This window comes from Mycobacterium sp. 48b (assembly GCF_048282725.1).
Classification (GTDB): domain Bacteria; phylum Actinomycetota; class Actinomycetes; order Mycobacteriales; family Mycobacteriaceae; genus Mycobacterium.
On sequence record NZ_JBLVUL010000001.1, the window covers coordinates 7,321,139 to 7,337,647 of the forward strand.

Below are 16,509 nucleotides of genomic sequence, written 5' to 3' on the forward strand. Positions count from 1 at the left end.
CCCAAGGCAGCGAGCCCGTTGACACTTTTTGTCGCCTTGATCATGGTGTCGGCCTTTCGGCGGGCAGAAGTATGTTATCGACAGTGGGGGGCGGCGGCGGCCCGTCAGGACCGACCACGCCGGGGATGAGACCAGGTTCGCTGTAGATCATTTGATCTGGTCGTGGCACGGGCGCCAGGAAAGGATTGATTCCGACGGGCAGGTAGTTGAAGTTGACTAGTGCTGCCGGATTGAAAACCCTCAACAGCGGACCGAGATACTCGGCACATTTCTTGACACCGTCGGTCGGGTTGGCCGGTTGAGTTGCTGCAAGGGCAGAGCACATGAACTGGATGGGATTGGAGAAGTTATTCAAGGCGAAGGTGCCGGCCTCGGTGCCGCTGATCGGGTCGTAGATGTTGTAGAAGTTGACCAGACTGTTGGGGAAGATGTGCAGTAGTTGTTCCACATCCTTCTTTTGGTCAACCAGGGTCTGAGTGACATTGGCTAGCCGCTGCACCTGTTCGGTGGTCTTGTCGCGAGTGCCGGCAACAAATCGGTGGACATCGTCCAGGGCAGTCACCAAGTTTGTCAGTGCTGCGTCCAGATCTGTTCTGCTGCCGTCCAATACGCTGGACAAGGTCGCAAGATTGCCTTCAAACTGCACGATCTGCTGCCCGCTGTCACGTAACGCCTCCACGAAGACCTGGAGTTGCTTGAGAACGTCGACGATGTCGCCACCGCCTTCGGCGAGAACGCGTGCCACCCCGGAGAGTTGCGCCAGCGTCTGCCGGAGTTTGTCACCGTTGCCGGCCATGGCGTTGGCGGCGCTGTCGAGGAATCGACCTGCCGATCCGGTATTGCTGTCGCTTTGCGGCCCCAATTCTGTGGCGAGCCGGTTGAGTTGGGTCTTCACCTCATCCCATTCCACTGGTACGGCGGTGCGTTCGACCGGGATGGTCGCGCCGTCCTGCAGAACCGGCCCGGCATCCAGGTAGGCCGGGGTGAGCTGGACGTAGCGCGCCGACACCAAATTCTGGGCAACTACAACAGCTTTCGCGTCAGCTGGAACGCTCACACCGTGCTCGACGCGCAGGGTGAACGCGACATTGTCGGCGCGCGGCGTGATGGCCGTGACCGTGCCGACGCGCACACCGGCCACCCGCACAGCATCACCGGGGTATATGGCCGCGGCGCTGGCAAACAGTGCCGTGACAGTCGTCGGGCGGTTGACCCATCGGAACCCCAGGTATCCACTCGCGAGCAGCAGGGATGCCACGAGAACCACTCCCGCCGCACGGATTGCCACGCTACGCCTGCTCATCGGGGAGCCTGCGGAAGGTTCACCGGCGGCGTCTCTTCTCGGTCGTAGCAATCACCATCATCGCCACAGGTGGGGAAGGGAAACATTGCTCGAGGTTGTACGTTGAACACCCGGTCCATGATCGGCTGAATGAACTGGCCGGCCGACAAGTTGACGATGAAGGCGTTGTAAAACGCGCCACTCGACACTGCTTCACCTTGTGTCTGCGACGATCTGGCCAATCCGGGAATTGCCTTGCTGAGGCTGTCCCGATTCTTCTCCAGCATGGAGGTCACAGAGTTGAGCCGATCGAGAGTCGGGGCGAGCTCCTTCTCATTGTCGGCGACTAGACCCGAAAGCTGTTTGGCTACAGCCGAAGTGTTTGCGAGCAGGTCGACGATCGCCTGCCTGCGCTCAACAAGAACCTCTAGCAGCGTATTGCCATTGAGCAGCAACGCATTGACCTGCTGCCCCCGTTGGGCGAGAACTTTGGTCACGTCCGCTGCCGAGGTGAGCAGCGTTCGCAGCGATTCATTGCGCGCATTGAGCGATTGGGACAGCCGGGTCAGACCGTCAAATGTAGGCCCAAGCTGGGGAGCGATCTGGTTCAAGGTGTCCGACAGGGTGTCCAGCGCCGCATTGAGCTGGTTAGTGTCAGTCGCTCCGATATTGGTCGTCAGCTGCCCCACAGCGTCAGGCAGCGAGAATGGCGTGGATGTCCGCGTCACCGGGATTGTCGCATTGGGCCGAAGCGTCGAGCCGCCGGCAGAGTCCAACGAGACGGTTCGTTGCCCGAGCAGAGACCCCGTCTTGATATGCGCTGTGGTGTCGGCACCGAGTTTTACCGTTCCCCGTACAGCAAGTTCGACCAAGGCCCGACCGTGATGCAGCGAAATTTGGGACACTGTACCGACTTTGGTCCCAGCGACCATGACGTTGTTTCCGACTTCCAGCCCGCTGGAGTCAGTGAACTCCGCATGGTAACGAACGGTCGTGGCCCAGTCGTTGATCTTCTGGGGTTGCAGGCCGACAGCGACGAGCAGAACGATCAGGACTATCCCCATGATCCCGGGGCGAATCAGCCACGCACCTCGATACTTAAGCATCCTTGCACCTGCCGAAATTCGGTTTGTTGACGGGCAGCACCAGCACTTTCCCGGTGGGATCGTTGACTCGAATGGTCAAGCCGCACAAGAAATATTGGATGAAGTTGCCGTAGGCACCGGTGCGCACAAGCTTGCGATAGTTCTCTGGCGCCTTCTGTAGGGCGGATTCCAGCCGGTCTTTTTCGTCGTCCAGATTTGGCGCCATGCGGTTAAGTTGATCGATGGTGCCCGCGAGCGGTGGGCGCGCTTGTGTGAGCAAGTCGGCGATCGAGGCAGTTCCCTGATCGAGTGCGGTGATGGCCGCTCCGACCGGCTCGCGCTGGTCGGACAGTTGACTGACGAACTGTTCGAGTCGGTCGACAGTGGCGGAGAATTCTTTTCCGTTGTCCCCGACCGTCTTCAGGCTGTCCTTCAAGTTGTCGATCAGCTGCTCGATGACCTGGCTGTTGTCGGCCAGGGTCGAGGTGAACGAGGATGTCTTGGTCAACAGCGAGTCGATGTTTCCTTGTTGGCCCTGCATGATTTGGACAAGTGAAGAAGTGAGCGCGTTGACGTCGTCGGCGTTGAGTCCCTGGATGACTGGCCGCAACCCGCCAAGGAGCAGATCCAGATCCAACGCCGGTGATGTCCGCTCAAGAGGGATCACCGATCCGGGCTGCAGGAGCTTCGTGGATCCTGGTCCATCGAGCAGTTCGAGGTAGCGGTCGCCCACGAGATTGAGGTATCGAACCGATGCGCGGGTGCCTGTCGTTAGGCGGATGTTGTTGTCGACATTGAAGGCTACGGTGACGTGACGGCTGTCCTCGCCGAGCTCGACTTCCTCCACGGTGCCCACCCTGGCTCCGGCCACCCGAACTGACTGCCCTGCTTTCAGATCCGATGCGTCGGTGAAGACGGCCTTGAAGATTGTCGTTGATCCCGTGCGGATCTGACCGAAAGTCATGAACAAGAACACAGTGAGAACGGCCATGGCGAGGGCGAAGGCGCCGAACTTGGCGGCCGATGCGGCGGCTGAGGACTTCATCCGGGCTGTCCGACCTGTGCGGTGTTGCGCGGCGGACCGTCCTGTGGCCCAAACAAGAGCTGTTTCAGCCCGTCACTGTTGAGCACCCACCCCTGGTTTCCGTAGCGGTAGGGGTTGGTTCCGGTGTCAGTCACCACGTAGGGAGGATGGGTTTCATATTTCACCGGGAGTACCTCACATCGTGGCCCACCTTTGGCGGCGACCTTGGGTAAGTCTTGGGGATACCGATAGCGTTCGTGGCCCCAGAGGAAGTTCACCGACAAGGGGAGACCCGCCGAGCTTGCCGGCATCGCTTCGGCGACGCCGGCAAGGTCGAGGAAGCCGTTCATGGCGCATGTCAGGGCTGGGTTGTATTGGTCCAGTAGCGATGTCGTCGGGACCAGTAGATGCATGAGGTTTTCCAGCGGGGCACCATTGGTCGCCAGGAACTCGTGGCCGATGTCGCCAAGGCCGATCATGCTCAACAACATGGCGTCGAGTTGGGCTTGTTCAGCGACCAAGGTGTCACTGATGTGCGCAGCGTTGGTGGCAGTGGCGAGCAGGTCTCCGGCCGTATCGGCATAAGTATTGAGAACCGCAGGCGCAGCGCCGAGTTCGTGGCGCAATGCCGGCAGGGCGGGATCGATCTTGGTCAACGCGGCGTTGAGGTTCGCAAAGCCCTGGCCGATCGAGTCCCCGCGCCCGCCAATAGCATGTGAGACCGTCGACAGGGTCTCGTTGAGCTTTATCGGGTCGACGTGGTCGAGCACCGAGACCAGTTGCTCGAAAACGGTGTTGACTTCAACGGTGACGCTGCGTGCGTCGAGGGTCTGCCCGGCAGCCACGACCTGGGTCGAAGGTTGCGGCGGCGGTTTGAGTTGGACGTACTTCGCGCCGAAGACGGTGGTCGAAGCGATGTCGACCAGCACATTCGATGGGATCATGTCAAGCTTGGCCCGCTCGATTTGCAGATGCAGAGCCGCCTGGCCGTCGGGCAGCGCCTCGATCGACTCGACGGTGCCCACCTGTACACCCAGCATCTGCACCCGTGCGTCAGGGTTCATCACCAGCCCGGCGCGAGACGAAAGCACGGTAACAGGGACGACGTCTGCCAGATCGCCCCGAAACGCGGTGACAGCCGCGGCCACAATGCCGGCCACGCACACCACCGAAACCAATCCGGCCAAAGGTCTGCGCACCGACACGGGCATGGCCGAGCTTCCCCGGTCCCCACGCAGTCGCGACCGTGTTTTCACACGCGGCACTGGCTTCATGAGCGATCAACCTATGTCAGATCAAGAGATAAGTAAACGGAAACGTATATATTTTTGGAGCCTCGGCGGAGTGGTCGTAAACGCTCCCGAAACGACCGGCTTGAAGTATACGATGCAGGCTACTTATCAGGTTGTGGATTTCTTGAACTGACGGGGGAACCCTATGAACGCCCGGTTATCCCGCGCCGCGCCGCGCAGCCATCACCACGCAGTCGAGCATCCTCGTTCACGTGCACGACAGCAGCACTTCCCTCCATATGGTGCGCTCAAGCGTGTGGTGGCGCTGACCGTCAGTCTTGTCGTCGCGGTGCTGTCGACCCCCGGTATCGCCGCAGCGGACAATGTGCCGCTGCTCGGCAACGATCAACGACTTCGGTTCTATGGCACCCAACTCGATGGCGCGTTGTTCGACGGGCGCAGCCTGATCGGCAAGAAGGCGGTGCTGTGGTTCTGGACGCCAGCCCCCTACTGTGGCGTGTGCACACAAGAGGCGCCGATGCTGGCTCGAGTCGCCGCGCAGAATCCCGACATCACCTTCGTTGGAGTCGCGGGCCGCTGGGATGCATTGTCGATGAGGCGGTTCGTCGCCGACAACGGCCTCGGCTTCGTGAACCTCACTGACGCCAACGGCCAGATCTGGCAGTCGTTCTTCGTGCCGTGGCCACCGGCGTGGGCGTTCTTGCGGCCAGATGGCACCGGTGAACTCGTCAATAACATCGGCTCGGCATTGTCCGAGCAGGAACTCACCGACCGACTCGAATCACTGAGGCATTGACGATGAAACCGCGGGTAGCTCCCGGCTTGATCACGATCATGACGTGGGTGGCGTTGACATTCGGTCTGCCCGCCACCGCCACCGCCGCGCCACCGCCGTCGTTGTCGGGGACGTTCACGGTGACTAAGGGACAGGATCAGACCCAATGGACGGTTCGCTCGGCGTGCACACCCCATTGCGTGGCCACTGTCCGCAGTTCGCAAGGTTGGCGGGGATATGCCTCGCTGGATGCCGGGGTGTGGACGATGTCGGTGTACACCGGCGGTTGGGCTCGATCGTCCTACGCCGCAGACCCTACGATGTGCGTCAATACCGCAGCGCCTCAGGATATCTCACAAACCTTCAGTTTCGATTCCCAGACGCTGACCGGGTCCGCAGAGACCTGGCGCGGTGATCGCTGCAGTGGACCCCGCGCCGTGGAGCGTGTGCCGCTCGCACTGAGCCGCATGGACTGACATTGTGCCCGACGACGAGAGGATGCCCGCCATGCGCAGGCGACTGATGTGCCACGCCGCCGTTGCCGTCCTGGCGATCGCCGGGGCGTGGCAGCCCGCGGTGGCGAATGCCGATCCCAGCGAGGACTACTTCCTCAACGAACTCTATAAGACGTGGCAGAAATGGTATTGGCCGTTCGGCGAGCAGTACATCATCACTGTCGGGCGGGGCGTGTGCGATGCCTGGAATGCGGGGATGGATTACCCCGCCGAAGTGGCGGCCTTATCAGCCGAGAAGGGCTGGACGCAGCGCAACACCCGCTATTTCGTAGCCCTTTCCACCGGCGCGTTCTGCCCTGAACGTTACGAATCGGCGATCCCCGCCGAGGCACGCCCCAAGGATGCCCCGCGCGGCTGGAACTAGTTGTCCCAGTTGTCCCCGCGGATCCACCTGCTGTCTGCTTCACCGCTGTCCCGCAGCGACATCCCACAGATCAGGAACAATCCATCAGGCGCTTGCGCCATCTGGTTGTACGGCTGATCGCACAACGTGTTGTATTCGCGAATCCCCACCACCGGTAGCGCACGGAAGTAACGCGGGCCGTAGCCGCGGGCCGAGTCGCAGAAGACGACCCGGCCCCACGGCGTCGTAGCGAAGACGTTGTAGATCACGTTGTCGCAGTACGACCCGAGCTCAACGACCCTATTGATACCTGGGACGCAGCTCGGATCGTCACACTGCGGAGGGTCGGCGTGGGCAACGGGGGAACACGCCGCCGCAGTCAGGGCGGCACCGACCATCGCTATCACCTTCTGGCGCATGACGGCAAGCGTAGCCCGAAACGCACACCTAAGTATACCTATTCGGATACTTATTCACGGGTGCTGTTCCGCTTACTTGATATCCGAAATCCCTGTGCGCGTGCGCTAGTCACCGTCGCGCGAACCGTCGATACTGTCGGCGCGGGTGTAGATGTCATCTTCTGCCATCCAATGGACGTAGCGCGCCAGCGGGTACATCGCGTCGTGTGGGCCGCCTTCGACATGCAGATTGGCGGTGCCCACTCGGCAGACACGTTGCCCCCCTGCGCTGGCAAGTTTGTCGCGCAGCGCAGTCTTGCGTTCGAAGGGGTAGACACCGATGGTCTGAGTGGCAACGTTGACATAGCGCACAGCGTCGTCAAGTGATGAAACCAGGACGACGTTCGAGATCTTGTTCGCTGGATGGAAGTCCACTGGTTGCTCTGACAGCAGCACCAGACCGCGTCCATCGAACCTGCCGAATACTTTGACCTCATCGTCCATGGCCTGCATAGCCTCGATCTCGTCCCGGATCTCGGTTGCCGGCAGAGGAGCCACCGCCGACCCGAAGTCCCGGTCGACCCCAAGCCGTCCCACCAATTCGGTGCAGAACCGTTCCGCCTGTTCACGGTCGGCTTCCAGGAATACGAATCGGCTTGCTAGACAGGCCTCTTGGTTGAAAACCATGGTGTCTTCGGCGACGCGCTCAGCAACCTCGGCCAAGACCTGTTCGGAGGTGAACGCTTCCCGGCCGATCATCGAGATCGAGGACTTCGGGTCAAAAGACACCAGTTGGATCCCGGGTCCGAGGTACTTGATGACGTTGTTGATCGCCGGGCCGCCGCCCCACGCGACAATCTTGTCGAAGAATTGGGGCCGATACAGGGTGCGTTCCACCGTCTCGTCGCCACCTTGCCAGTAGACAGCCGTCATCGACTGCACGACGGGGTGCTTCGGATCGATTTCGGCCATGGTGCGAAGTACCGCGACGGTGGTGAAGGGGTCGCTGGAGGGCATCTTGAACAAACTGATGGCCTTGACCAGGGCACCCTGGGCGATCGAGGCGATGCAGCCGGCAGGGGCGTTGCCGGCCAGCATATGCACCATGCGGGGCGGGAACGCGCGAAGGGCTCCGACATTGCCGTGGGCGTCGGTCCGGCTCACCCAGCCGTCGAGCACCTGGGGATGGGCGAAATTGGATTCGACCTGCGCCCATAACCCCTCACGGGACAGCAGGAAGGGCGCGCTGCGGTACATGTTCTCCACCACCCGTCGCGGCAAGGGGTTGGTCGCGGCGACCAGGTCCAGGCACGCCTGCATGTGCGGGTTCTTCTCCAGCTCCAGTCGCTGGCCGGTCTCCACGAGGAAATCGATGATCTCTTCGAGCTTGACGTCCAGCAGAGGTTGGAGCTGCGAGCGTGGAGTCACAATCACGTCGAGATCGATTGCTGGAGTATTGAAGTCGGCGCCCAGATCGCGTGATCTGTGCGTCTGCGCACTGCCTTCGACAAGGGCGCCGCGGATGAAGAAGGGGGCTGTGATGATGTCGTTCGTCGTGCTCATGCCTCTCCCCTGACGTAGGCGTCGATGGTTCCGGCGCAACTGATCTTGTCGCCGCCGAGATCGGAGTACCGGGTGATGTCTTGGGCAATACTGGGTCCCTGATGGCCACATGCACACTTACTGAAATCGATGTTGACCTGGTCGCCGGAGATGACGCCACCCCACCGGCCGTCGATGGAAAGGTCGACGAAGGCCGCCCGGCCCTGGATCTCACCGGCACTGATATCGAGCAGGTTCTCCCCCGGCTCGTCCAACGGCAGCGCCAGGACCCAGGGAGCGACGTGATAGCGCCCGGCGTGGCACTTCGGGAACGGAGTGTTCAGTTCCTGCATTGTGTAGAAGTGGTAGACGCGCTCCTGCGCGATGTTGAACGTGTCGAGGATGTATTCGCGATAATTGTCGGGCAGCGTCGCTCCTTTGAGACCGCCACCAACGAACAGTGCCGTGTCATCGCGGAAGTGACTGCTGGACAAGCCCTTTGCCCGCACTCCTTCGGCGATCTCGTAAAGAGACGCGAACATCCCGCTCAGCAGTAGTTTGTCTTTGCCGCAGGCGATCAGTGCGTCGACGGCGCCGGCGACTGCCTCACTCATCGAAGCCTGACGTTCGGTACTGAGCCGTTCGAAGGCCGCGACCTCCGATGGGCTGGCGGTGCCATCGGCGATGCGTCGCCGGAAGGCGATCATGCCCATGATGGAGCCCACCGAGATAGTGGGCACATCGAGCTGAAATGCCTTCTCGGCACTGGAGAACGCATCGGTCAGAGCCAGGCGGGTACGTTCATTGCGTTCAACATTGGTGCGCGGTCCGAGGCCGAAGATTCTGCGGTCACCCTCGGGTGCGATACCGGTGGCCCAGGACAAGCCGTGCACGTTGGCCTCCGAGGCGAACGTCAGATCCGCTTCCGAGCAGGCGATCATGGCAGGCTTGCCCGTGGTGCCGCTCGAACAGGTCACGTAATACCCGACGCTCTCCAAACGGGTAACGAAGTCGTCGAGCCCCTGTACGCCTTCGAGATCCAGGCCATCGATCGGATAGGCCGATACGGTGCGGACCCATTTGGCCATTCGGTCCCAGCGCCCGTCGACCAGCCAGCTCTCGGCGTAGCTCTTGTACGCGCTGTGGGCGAACAGCAGCGGGACCAGGTCTTCGCGCTGGGTGACTTTGGTGATCTCCGCGGTACTCGCGCGGTTCTTGAGCAGCGGGATCTGGTCGATGCGAGATTGCAGCCGCTCATTGGCGGCCTCCAACTGCAGGGGCAGCAGGTCTGCGGGTGCAGTTTCGAAACGGTCCGAAGATGCCTGGAAGTTCAAAAGTTGATCGAGCGCCGATGTCATGTTTCCTCCTTGAGGAAACCAATAATAGCACCTGATGCGTTTCATTAGCCATAATAGTCGGGTGCCCTATGCCAGTTCACCCAGTGCGCCGCGCTCACGCCGCTCGGTTCCCGAACGGCCTCGCGCCGGGCGGCCAACGCGTGAGCAGGCCCAGCAACGCGGCGAAGAACTCCTCGACTGCGCATTAGAAATGTTCTTGGACGTGGGGTTTGAGCAGGCGACCATTGAGGGCATCGCGGCGTCCGCGGGCATGGCCAAACGAACGATCTATGCGCGCTACCCGGATAAGCCGGCGCTTTTTCGGGCGGCCGTACAGCGCGCCGTGGACCGCTGGAGCGTGCCGATAGAAGCGTTGCGCAGCGCGGAAACCCCCGACTTGGAGGAAACCCTGATCGCGGTGGCGAGCCTGCGCCTGGAGAGCGTGACAAGCCCCGACGGTATGCGATTGCAGCGGATCCTCAACGCCGAGGCCTACCGATTCCCTGACATTTCCCGACTCGCCTACGAGCAGGGCACCCTGCCCGCCGTGCAGTTCATCTCCGATCTCCTGGCCCGCCATGCCGTCAGCGGAGCGATCGACATCGACGATGCCGAACTCCTGGGTACGTCCTTCCTCAGCCTGGCCGTCGGGGGGCCGGCGCAAGGGGCACTTTGGGGGGTCAGCCTGGACCGCGCCGCCGTAGATGCGCGAATCCGGGCATGCGTACGGCTGTTCCTCGACGGGGTACGACCACGTTAGGGATGCATTTTCAGAAATTCTGGCGCACAACCCGTCTGAGCGAGTTGCACCGCCTCAGCCCGGGCCGTCCGTCACCTTCTCGTCGCAGCCACGCCTATAATATCCTGAATCGTATACTTCTTTGGCGGCCACTCTGCTCGCCGACCGTCCGAAACGGGGACCTTCGATGACACCAGACCCCACGCCCACCGCATCTGACATCGCTCGCAGCCTCGATCTCAACGGGCGTACGTTCGTCGTCACCGGCGCCTCGTCCGGACTCGGTCGCCAATCAGCGCTAGCTTTGGCCGGAGCTGGCGCCCACGTGGTGATGGCGGCACGTCGGCCAGCTGCGCTCGCCAAAGCGCAGGATGAAATCCAGGCTCAGGTTGCCCATGCACGCCTGACCGCCGTGGAACTTGACTTGGCGTCACTGTCGAGCGTGCGCGCGGCGGCATCGACGATCGCTAAGACCACGACCCAGATCGACGCACTAATCAACAATGCTGGCGTGATGTTCACCCCGTTCGGACGAACGTCAGATGAGTTTGAGATCCAACTCGGCACGAACCACCTCGGCCACTTCGAACTCACCCGACTCCTACTCCCCCGGCTTCAGAACGGCACTGGGGCACGGATAGTCAACGTATCCTCGGAGGCACACCGTTTCGGCGACCTCGATCTCGGGGATCTCAACTGGCGCCGCCGCAGCTACGACAAGTTCATTGCGTACGGCGCGGCGAAGACCGCCAACATCCTGCATGCTGTCGAACTGAACCGCCGGTACGGGCCCGACGGGATCCGGGCCTTCGCAGTTAATCCGGGCATGGTCGCGACGGCGCTAGCCAGACACATGACCCGTGACGATGTTCAATCCGTATCCGTGCTGACCGACCGCGCCAAACAGAAAATGACGACGCCCACAGACGTCCTCACCCCAGACGAAGGTGCCGCCACCCAGGTCTGGGCGGCGACACACAGCGACATGGGTAATACTGAACAGGTGTATCTGACCAACTGCTCGGATGCCATCGTCGCCGAGCAGTATGCGCTGGATCCAGACCGAGCAGGCGCGCTGTGGGAGCTTTCGGCGAAATTGTGCGCCGATGTGCACGGGGGTTGATCGGGCGGTGTCGCTGGTTGTTCTTGCACCGAAACCCATTCCAATGAAAACGGTTTCGGGGCTGGGCAGCTGTTGACGCTTGTGGGTATGGGTTGGCGGCGAGGTCCCAATGGATCCCCACCCTCCGGCGCGCTTACCGCATGCAGTTGTCGTCATTGTGGGGATACCGACGCGGACTACCTGACCGATGCGAGGACGCCAAGTCTTACGATGCCCAACCCGGTCGTTTCAGGGCGAGCGTCGTTTGCGTGATTCAGCGCTAAAGACCCACGCCGCTGGGCATCGCGATAGGCCACAGGCCTACACAATTCGCCACCGACTGTTTGGCGGGCTGACGATTGCGCTGATGACATCGATATCGGCTGGACGGGCAGCGACCACCCGACCAATCACCCCTTCGATGCGGATGACCGAACGTCGGTGAGACCGCTGTTCTCGGGACCGCCCTAGATGCCGTCGACTAATAGACAGAGAATGACGGGATTTATGTCATTGCCGGAGAAAGACTTTCCCGCCTTTCATGACGAACTTGACGTGCTGGGTGACGGTAATGTCTTGCAGCGGATCGCCTGGAACGCCGATGATGTCAGCCAGGTAGCCATCGGCGAGGCGACCGCGGTCGGCAGCGTTGATCAGGTCGGATGCGATCACCGTTGCCGAACGCAGCACATCTGCGGGAGACATTCCCCGTTCCACCAGCGTGACTAGTTCGTTCGCGTTCTTGCCGTGGGGAATGGCGGGTGCGTCGCTGCCGACCGCAATCTTCACCCCCGCGTCATACATGCGTCGCGTGACTGTGCGCGCTTGAGGAAAGATCACCGCGGCCTTGGCTTGCAACTCAGGCGCGGCCCTGGATACATCCATGCGGTCGACGAGGTTTTGGGTGGTAACCAGGAACGTTCCGTGTTCGGCCATGAGCGAAATGGCGTCGTCGTCGGCGAGGAAACCGTGTTCGATGCAGTCGATGCCGGCAGCAACGGCATGCTTCACCGCCTCGGCGCCCAAGCAATGCGCAGCCACTCGGAGGCCACGCCGGTGCGCCTCGTCGACGATCGCATGAAGCTCCTCGTCGGAATAGTGTTGTGCGCCTGGATCTCCAGACAAGGACATCACGCCGCCGGATGCGCTGACCTTTATGAGTTTTGCCCCGTGTTTGATCTGATAGCGGACGGCCTTGCGAACCTCGGACACACCGTTAGCAACACCTTCTTCAACCGTCATCGGTAGAACGTTGGGCGCCAAGCCGACGAACATGGTGGGATCGAGATGTCCACCCGTCGGGGTGATGGCATGCCCAGCCGGCTCGATACGAGGCCCGTCGATCCACCCCGCGTCGATCGCTTTTCCCAGAGACGCGTCCAGCAGATACCCACCGGTCTTGATGAACAGACCGAGGTTGCGCACCGTCGTAAAGCCAGCCCGCAGCGTGCGCCTGGCGTTGCCAACCGCACGTAACAATCGGGTGGGCGGGTCGTCTTGGACGCTGGACAGACCGCCGGTGTCGCCCCGGCCGCCCATCAACAGGTTGACTTCCATGTCCATCAGACCGGGCATCAGGGTGAGGTCACCGAGGTCGATGACCTCACCCCGCTCGGGCTGGGCCTGGCCGATACCGACGATGCGGTCTTCATCGACCGAAACGAACCCTGGACGAATTATCGTCCCAGCGTCGACATCGAGCAGGCCGGCAGCCTTCAGTGTCAGCACGTCTCAGACCACCGGCTCCTGGATGCACTCGACATAGGAGGCACCGCTGTCGGGAACGCGTGCCTGCTTCCAGACTTCCACCGGGAACGAGATGGTGATCAGCGACTGCATTACGTGCATCAATGACCGGACATCTTCGGGCAGATCGTTGAGAGGGTAGTTATCGCAGTAGAGCATCGCGTCGGCGAGGCGCGGCAGTGCAGCGTCGTAGAACGCCTGCAATTCGGGCATCCCGGAGGCCAAGCGTTTTGCGTAGCGCTCCCCTTCTGTGGCCAGATCCCAGTCAGCGACGAACGGTTCGAGGTCCGTGAACTCGTCGGGAAGGACTTTACTTGTTGCCATTGCGGTACTCCTTGACGATATCGCCGACGGCCTTGTGCAGGTGTCGGAGCAGAATTTCCTGATCACACAACGGGAAATCGGTCACGACCTTGGTGCCGATCATCGTCTGAGTGGCCTCCAGGGTGTTTGCATCCTGCAATGCGTATTCCTTGAATGCTAGCCCCGTCATTTCGTGGCGGAGGCGCTCTGAGCAGGTCTTGGCCGGCACCAGGTACAGGTTGCATTCGAAGATATGCTTGTCCACTGCCGTCGGCCAGTAGTGGTAGGTCAGGTACCAGCCCGGCTCCCATATCAGCAACGTCATGTTCGGGAAGAACTCGAACGACGAGCAGCCCCACTGCTTGTGCTGCGATGGGTTGACACCGACCGGCGGGGGATCGATGCCCTCGATCTCAGGTTTGTCCCACGGACCGAACAGACCGGCACGCAGAATCCGCTCGATCGGTTTGACCATCATCGGATCCTTGGGCGGGCTCATGCCGCCCCAGGACGTGATCAGCGAATGAGGGGTGTCGATGTCGTAGTGCAACGCCTCGAATCCGTACTTGATCAGCTTCTCCGACTCGTCCTGCACCGACTGCTTCGCATGCAGGATCGGTGCGTGATAGAACTCGGCAAACGAGTCGATGAACAGCTTCCAGTTCGCGCCGATCTCCGAGCGGTAGGACCAGACCTCGGTCATCTCCTCAAACGGATAGTCCTCGATCGTCTTGGGGAGCCGGCCCAAGAACTCCTCGAGCGGTGCGGCGTCCATGTCGAAGTTGATGAAGATGAAGCCCCGCCACAGCTCGCACCGAACCGGCATGAGCCCGTACTGGTTCTTGTCGACGTCGAAGAACTCGTGCTCCTGCTGGATGAACGTGAGGTCACCGTCGAGGCTGTAGCGCCAGGCGTGGTACTTGCAGGTGAACTGCCGGCAGCTGCCAGAGACTTCCTCGCGTGGGTAATCGTTCCAAATCAGCTTGTTTCCACGGTGCCGACACACGTTGTGGAACGCCTTGATCACGCCGTCGCCAGTGTTGACCACGATCACCGACGTGCCCTCGCCGGCCGCGGCGATCTCCTTGGTGAAGTAACTGCCCTTCTTCGGAACCTTCTCCACCCGACCGAGGTTCAGCCACATCTTCTTGAAGATGGCTTCCTGCTCGTCCTTGTAGAACTCCGGATCGATCGAATCCGAGTAATCGACCGGCTCAGTACCCAGCTCCGGCCAGTGCTGCGTCCATGTTCCAGGATCGGGTTTGGCGAAATGTGTTGTCAACGGGTTCAACCTTTCGTGTTTGCTTCGGCCCAAATCTGTCTTGAGAGAGTCACGAGCTAGGTTTCGGAGATCGAAACAACTAGACGGTATTGTATGGTTATATAAATACACGCCATCGTATAGTTGTGTCAATACTCAGTACCCCAAACTCCAAGGAGGAAGTTCATGGCCAAATGCGGCGTGGACGGAGGTAATCCCGTCGTATCGGTATCGATCGTCCGCGATGAATGCCGAGACCCGGCGTACCGCCTCCTCCCTCGCCTGGTTCTGGTGGCGACGAGCGTGGCCGAAGCCATGACGGCGGCAGGTGGCTGGTTGTTCGATCAGACCATGGCAGGGTGGGATGCACTGGTGGTAGCCAGGGATCTTGCCAATGCCCCGTCGCTGCAAATCCTCGGCGCCCGAGGCATTGGCCTGGACGAGGCGCTGGTCGAGCGTAGTCAAGGAGCGTGGCCGCAGATCCTTGCGGTCTCCGCAGCGATGTATCAACAGGACCCCGTGGTGCGCTCGGGCGTCGACCAGGCGCTACAGCGGCGGTCGATGACCGTGAGCTTGTGGGGCCCACGATGCCCAGATCACCTCAAGACCACCCTTACCGTCTGCCATCGTGAATATAGCCACGCTGCAGGTGTTTTCAAGCACTATGCCCTAGCCGCGTCGGGCATCTCGCCCAGCGGCATGCTCGGGCGGGAAAGGTTCCACACCGCCGATACGGCGGTGCCCGTTCGTCGCAGCGGGTCAATTCGTAGCGTCACGGCCCACTCTGACACCAGCGGCATCTTCGATGGGTTTGATGACGCAGGTGAAATCTGATTCTGCGCCCTGCCTGGTGAGTGTGAGCTCCCACTGATCTTCTACCGCTTCCGATACATCGAGAGCGAGTCCCAGCGCGCGAGCCTCGTCGATGCACAACCGAAGGTCCTTGACCATCAACCCCGTCGCAAAACCGTAGTCGAAGGTGCGAGGCAGCACCGCCCTTGGGAACTTGTCCTTGCTCGCGCTGTTCGCACCGGAGCCTGCGTTGATAACGTCAATCATCATGGCTGGATCTAGACCGGCTTTCACCCCGAACACCAGCGCTTCCGCCGTCGCGACCAACGCCGTCGCTGAAAGCATGTTGTTCACAAGCTTCATAGTCTGCGCACTACCTGCTGCCTCACCCAGATAGAACGGCCGACCCAGAACATCCAATAGTGGCGCCACAGCCTGAGCATGCTCAATCGAGCCGGAAACCATCACGGCCAGAGTTCCTTCGGCGGCACCACCCATTCCACCGCTTACCGGACAGTCGAGCATCGCGATCTCCCGCTGAGCCAACTTCGAGTGGATCCGTTGAGCCATCTGGCTCCCCGTTGTCGACAGATCGACGAACCGGCAGATGCGGGATCCATGGATGACTCCATCCGTGCCGGTGGCGACTTCAAGGCACGCCTTCGGCACAGGTAGGCTGACGAAGATCGTCTCGACCTCGTCTGCCATCTGGCGAGGGCCGGCAACAGCGACACCGCCGACCTGGACGAGCTCGTCGAGGACTTCTTGACGAAGGTCGAAAGCCAATACCCGATGCCCGGCGTCAATAAGACGCCGTGCCATCGGAAAGCCCATGTGCCCCAAGCCTATGAAACCGATATCCACTCGTTCCCTTTCGCTCACGCGGGAGGTCCGCCATCAGGTTCGAAATCCCGTCGAGTTGGACAACGGTCGACCCGGCGGCCTTCAAAAAATTCATTTCTGTCATCGCCCTCGCGTAGACGGTCATTTGGTGAAGTGTGTCGATGGCCTC

At 61.1% G+C, this 16,509-nt stretch carries 17 protein-coding genes; 6 read left to right on the forward strand and 11 right to left on the reverse strand.

Going from position 1 to position 16,509, the window contains the following annotated elements; translation table 11 throughout:
• Positions 1–40: 40 nt before the first annotated feature.
• Genes ACNQR1_RS35695 through ACNQR1_RS35710 form a run of 4 tightly spaced genes read right to left on the reverse strand, consistent with a single transcriptional unit; the run spans position 41 to position 4,665 of the window.
• Positions 41–1,303: an MCE family protein gene (locus tag ACNQR1_RS35695; protein WP_418050196.1), complete on the reverse strand. Its 1,263-nt coding sequence runs from the start codon at positions 1,301–1,303 to the stop codon at positions 41–43.
• Complete coding sequence (locus ACNQR1_RS35700; RefSeq protein WP_418050197.1) at positions 1,300–2,388, reverse strand: MCE family protein; 1,089 nt, start codon at positions 2,386–2,388, stop codon at positions 1,300–1,302. Before ACNQR1_RS35700 ends, ACNQR1_RS35695 begins: the two co-directional genes overlap by 4 nt.
• Positions 2,381–3,412, reverse strand: coding sequence for an MCE family protein (locus ACNQR1_RS35705; RefSeq protein ID WP_418050198.1), 1,032 nt, complete (start codon positions 3,410–3,412; stop codon positions 2,381–2,383). The genes ACNQR1_RS35700 and ACNQR1_RS35705 overlap by 8 nt, the downstream gene beginning before the upstream one ends.
• Complete coding sequence (locus ACNQR1_RS35710; RefSeq protein WP_418050199.1) at positions 3,409–4,665, reverse strand: MCE family protein; 1,257 nt, start codon at positions 4,663–4,665, stop codon at positions 3,409–3,411. The genes ACNQR1_RS35705 and ACNQR1_RS35710 overlap by 4 nt, the downstream gene beginning before the upstream one ends.
• A 274-nt stretch (positions 4,666–4,939) precedes the next feature.
• Between ACNQR1_RS35710 and ACNQR1_RS35715 the strand changes: the two genes are divergently transcribed.
• From ACNQR1_RS35715 to ACNQR1_RS35725, 3 genes are read left to right on the forward strand one after another with little or no spacing between them, the layout of a single operon-like run.
• Positions 4,940–5,440 carry a redoxin family protein gene (locus tag ACNQR1_RS35715; protein WP_418050200.1) on the forward strand — a complete coding sequence of 167 codons (501 nt, stop codon included), beginning with the start codon at positions 4,940–4,942 and terminating at the stop codon, positions 5,438–5,440.
• Positions 5,441–5,442: 2 nt separating this feature from the next.
• The gene (locus tag ACNQR1_RS35720; RefSeq protein WP_418050201.1) at positions 5,443–5,895 is read left to right on the forward strand and encodes a hypothetical protein; all 453 of its coding nucleotides are present in this window, start codon (positions 5,443–5,445) and stop codon (positions 5,893–5,895) included.
• A gap of 4 nt (positions 5,896–5,899) precedes the next feature.
• Positions 5,900–6,298 (forward strand): DUF732 domain-containing protein, encoded by a 399-nt coding sequence (locus ACNQR1_RS35725; protein WP_418050202.1) that lies wholly within the window; start codon positions 5,900–5,902, stop codon positions 6,296–6,298.
• Here ACNQR1_RS35725 and ACNQR1_RS35730 read toward each other — a convergent pair.
• From ACNQR1_RS35730 to ACNQR1_RS35740, 3 genes are all read right to left on the reverse strand, one after another.
• Entirely contained in the window at positions 6,295–6,696 is a 402-nt protein-coding gene (locus tag ACNQR1_RS35730) for a hypothetical protein (protein WP_418050203.1), read from the reverse strand. The two genes, ACNQR1_RS35725 and ACNQR1_RS35730, sit on opposite strands and share 4 nt — an antisense overlap.
• A 105-nt stretch (positions 6,697–6,801) precedes the next feature.
• On the reverse strand, positions 6,802–8,238 hold the full coding sequence (locus tag ACNQR1_RS35735; protein ID WP_418050204.1) for an acyl-CoA reductase: 1,437 nt from the start codon (positions 8,236–8,238) through the stop codon (positions 6,802–6,804).
• On the reverse strand, positions 8,235–9,575 hold the full coding sequence (locus ACNQR1_RS35740; RefSeq protein WP_418050205.1) for a hypothetical protein: 1,341 nt from the start codon (positions 9,573–9,575) through the stop codon (positions 8,235–8,237). The genes ACNQR1_RS35735 and ACNQR1_RS35740 overlap by 4 nt, the downstream gene beginning before the upstream one ends.
• Positions 9,576–9,609: 34 nt before the next feature.
• Here ACNQR1_RS35740 and ACNQR1_RS35745 point away from each other — a divergent pair, with 34 nt between their 5' ends.
• Positions 9,610–10,314 (forward strand): TetR/AcrR family transcriptional regulator, encoded by a 705-nt coding sequence (locus ACNQR1_RS35745; protein WP_418050206.1) that lies wholly within the window; start codon positions 9,610–9,612, stop codon positions 10,312–10,314.
• Positions 10,315–10,480: 166 nt separating this feature from the next.
• Positions 10,481–11,416 carry an SDR family NAD(P)-dependent oxidoreductase gene (locus tag ACNQR1_RS35750; RefSeq protein ID WP_418050207.1) on the forward strand — a complete coding sequence of 312 codons (936 nt, stop codon included), beginning with the start codon at positions 10,481–10,483 and terminating at the stop codon, positions 11,414–11,416.
• 489 nt (positions 11,417–11,905) lie between these two features.
• On the opposite strand, the gene ACNQR1_RS35755 is transcribed toward ACNQR1_RS35750, so the two are convergent.
• Genes ACNQR1_RS35755 through ACNQR1_RS35765 form a run of 3 tightly spaced genes read right to left on the reverse strand, consistent with a single transcriptional unit; the run spans position 11,906 to position 14,726 of the window.
• Entirely contained in the window at positions 11,906–13,123 is a 1,218-nt protein-coding gene (locus tag ACNQR1_RS35755; protein WP_418050208.1) for an amidohydrolase family protein, read from the reverse strand.
• Positions 13,124–13,126: 3 nt separating this feature from the next.
• The gene (locus ACNQR1_RS35760; RefSeq protein WP_418050209.1) at positions 13,127–13,465 is read right to left on the reverse strand and encodes a hypothetical protein; all 339 of its coding nucleotides are present in this window, start codon (positions 13,463–13,465) and stop codon (positions 13,127–13,129) included.
• Positions 13,452–14,726, reverse strand: coding sequence for an aromatic ring-hydroxylating oxygenase subunit alpha (locus tag ACNQR1_RS35765; protein WP_418050210.1), 1,275 nt, complete (start codon positions 14,724–14,726; stop codon positions 13,452–13,454). Before ACNQR1_RS35765 ends, ACNQR1_RS35760 begins: the two co-directional genes overlap by 14 nt.
• Before the next feature lie 165 nt (positions 14,727–14,891).
• Here ACNQR1_RS35765 and ACNQR1_RS35770 point away from each other — a divergent pair, with 165 nt between their 5' ends.
• Positions 14,892–15,539, forward strand: coding sequence for a hypothetical protein (locus tag ACNQR1_RS35770; RefSeq protein WP_418050211.1), 648 nt, complete (start codon positions 14,892–14,894; stop codon positions 15,537–15,539).
• On the opposite strand, the gene ACNQR1_RS35775 is transcribed toward ACNQR1_RS35770, so the two are convergent.
• The gene (locus tag ACNQR1_RS35775) at positions 15,465–16,361 is read right to left on the reverse strand and encodes an NAD(P)-dependent oxidoreductase (protein WP_418050631.1); all 897 of its coding nucleotides are present in this window, start codon (positions 16,359–16,361) and stop codon (positions 15,465–15,467) included. The two genes, ACNQR1_RS35770 and ACNQR1_RS35775, sit on opposite strands and share 75 nt — an antisense overlap.
• Between the last annotated feature and the right edge of the window lie 148 nt (positions 16,362–16,509).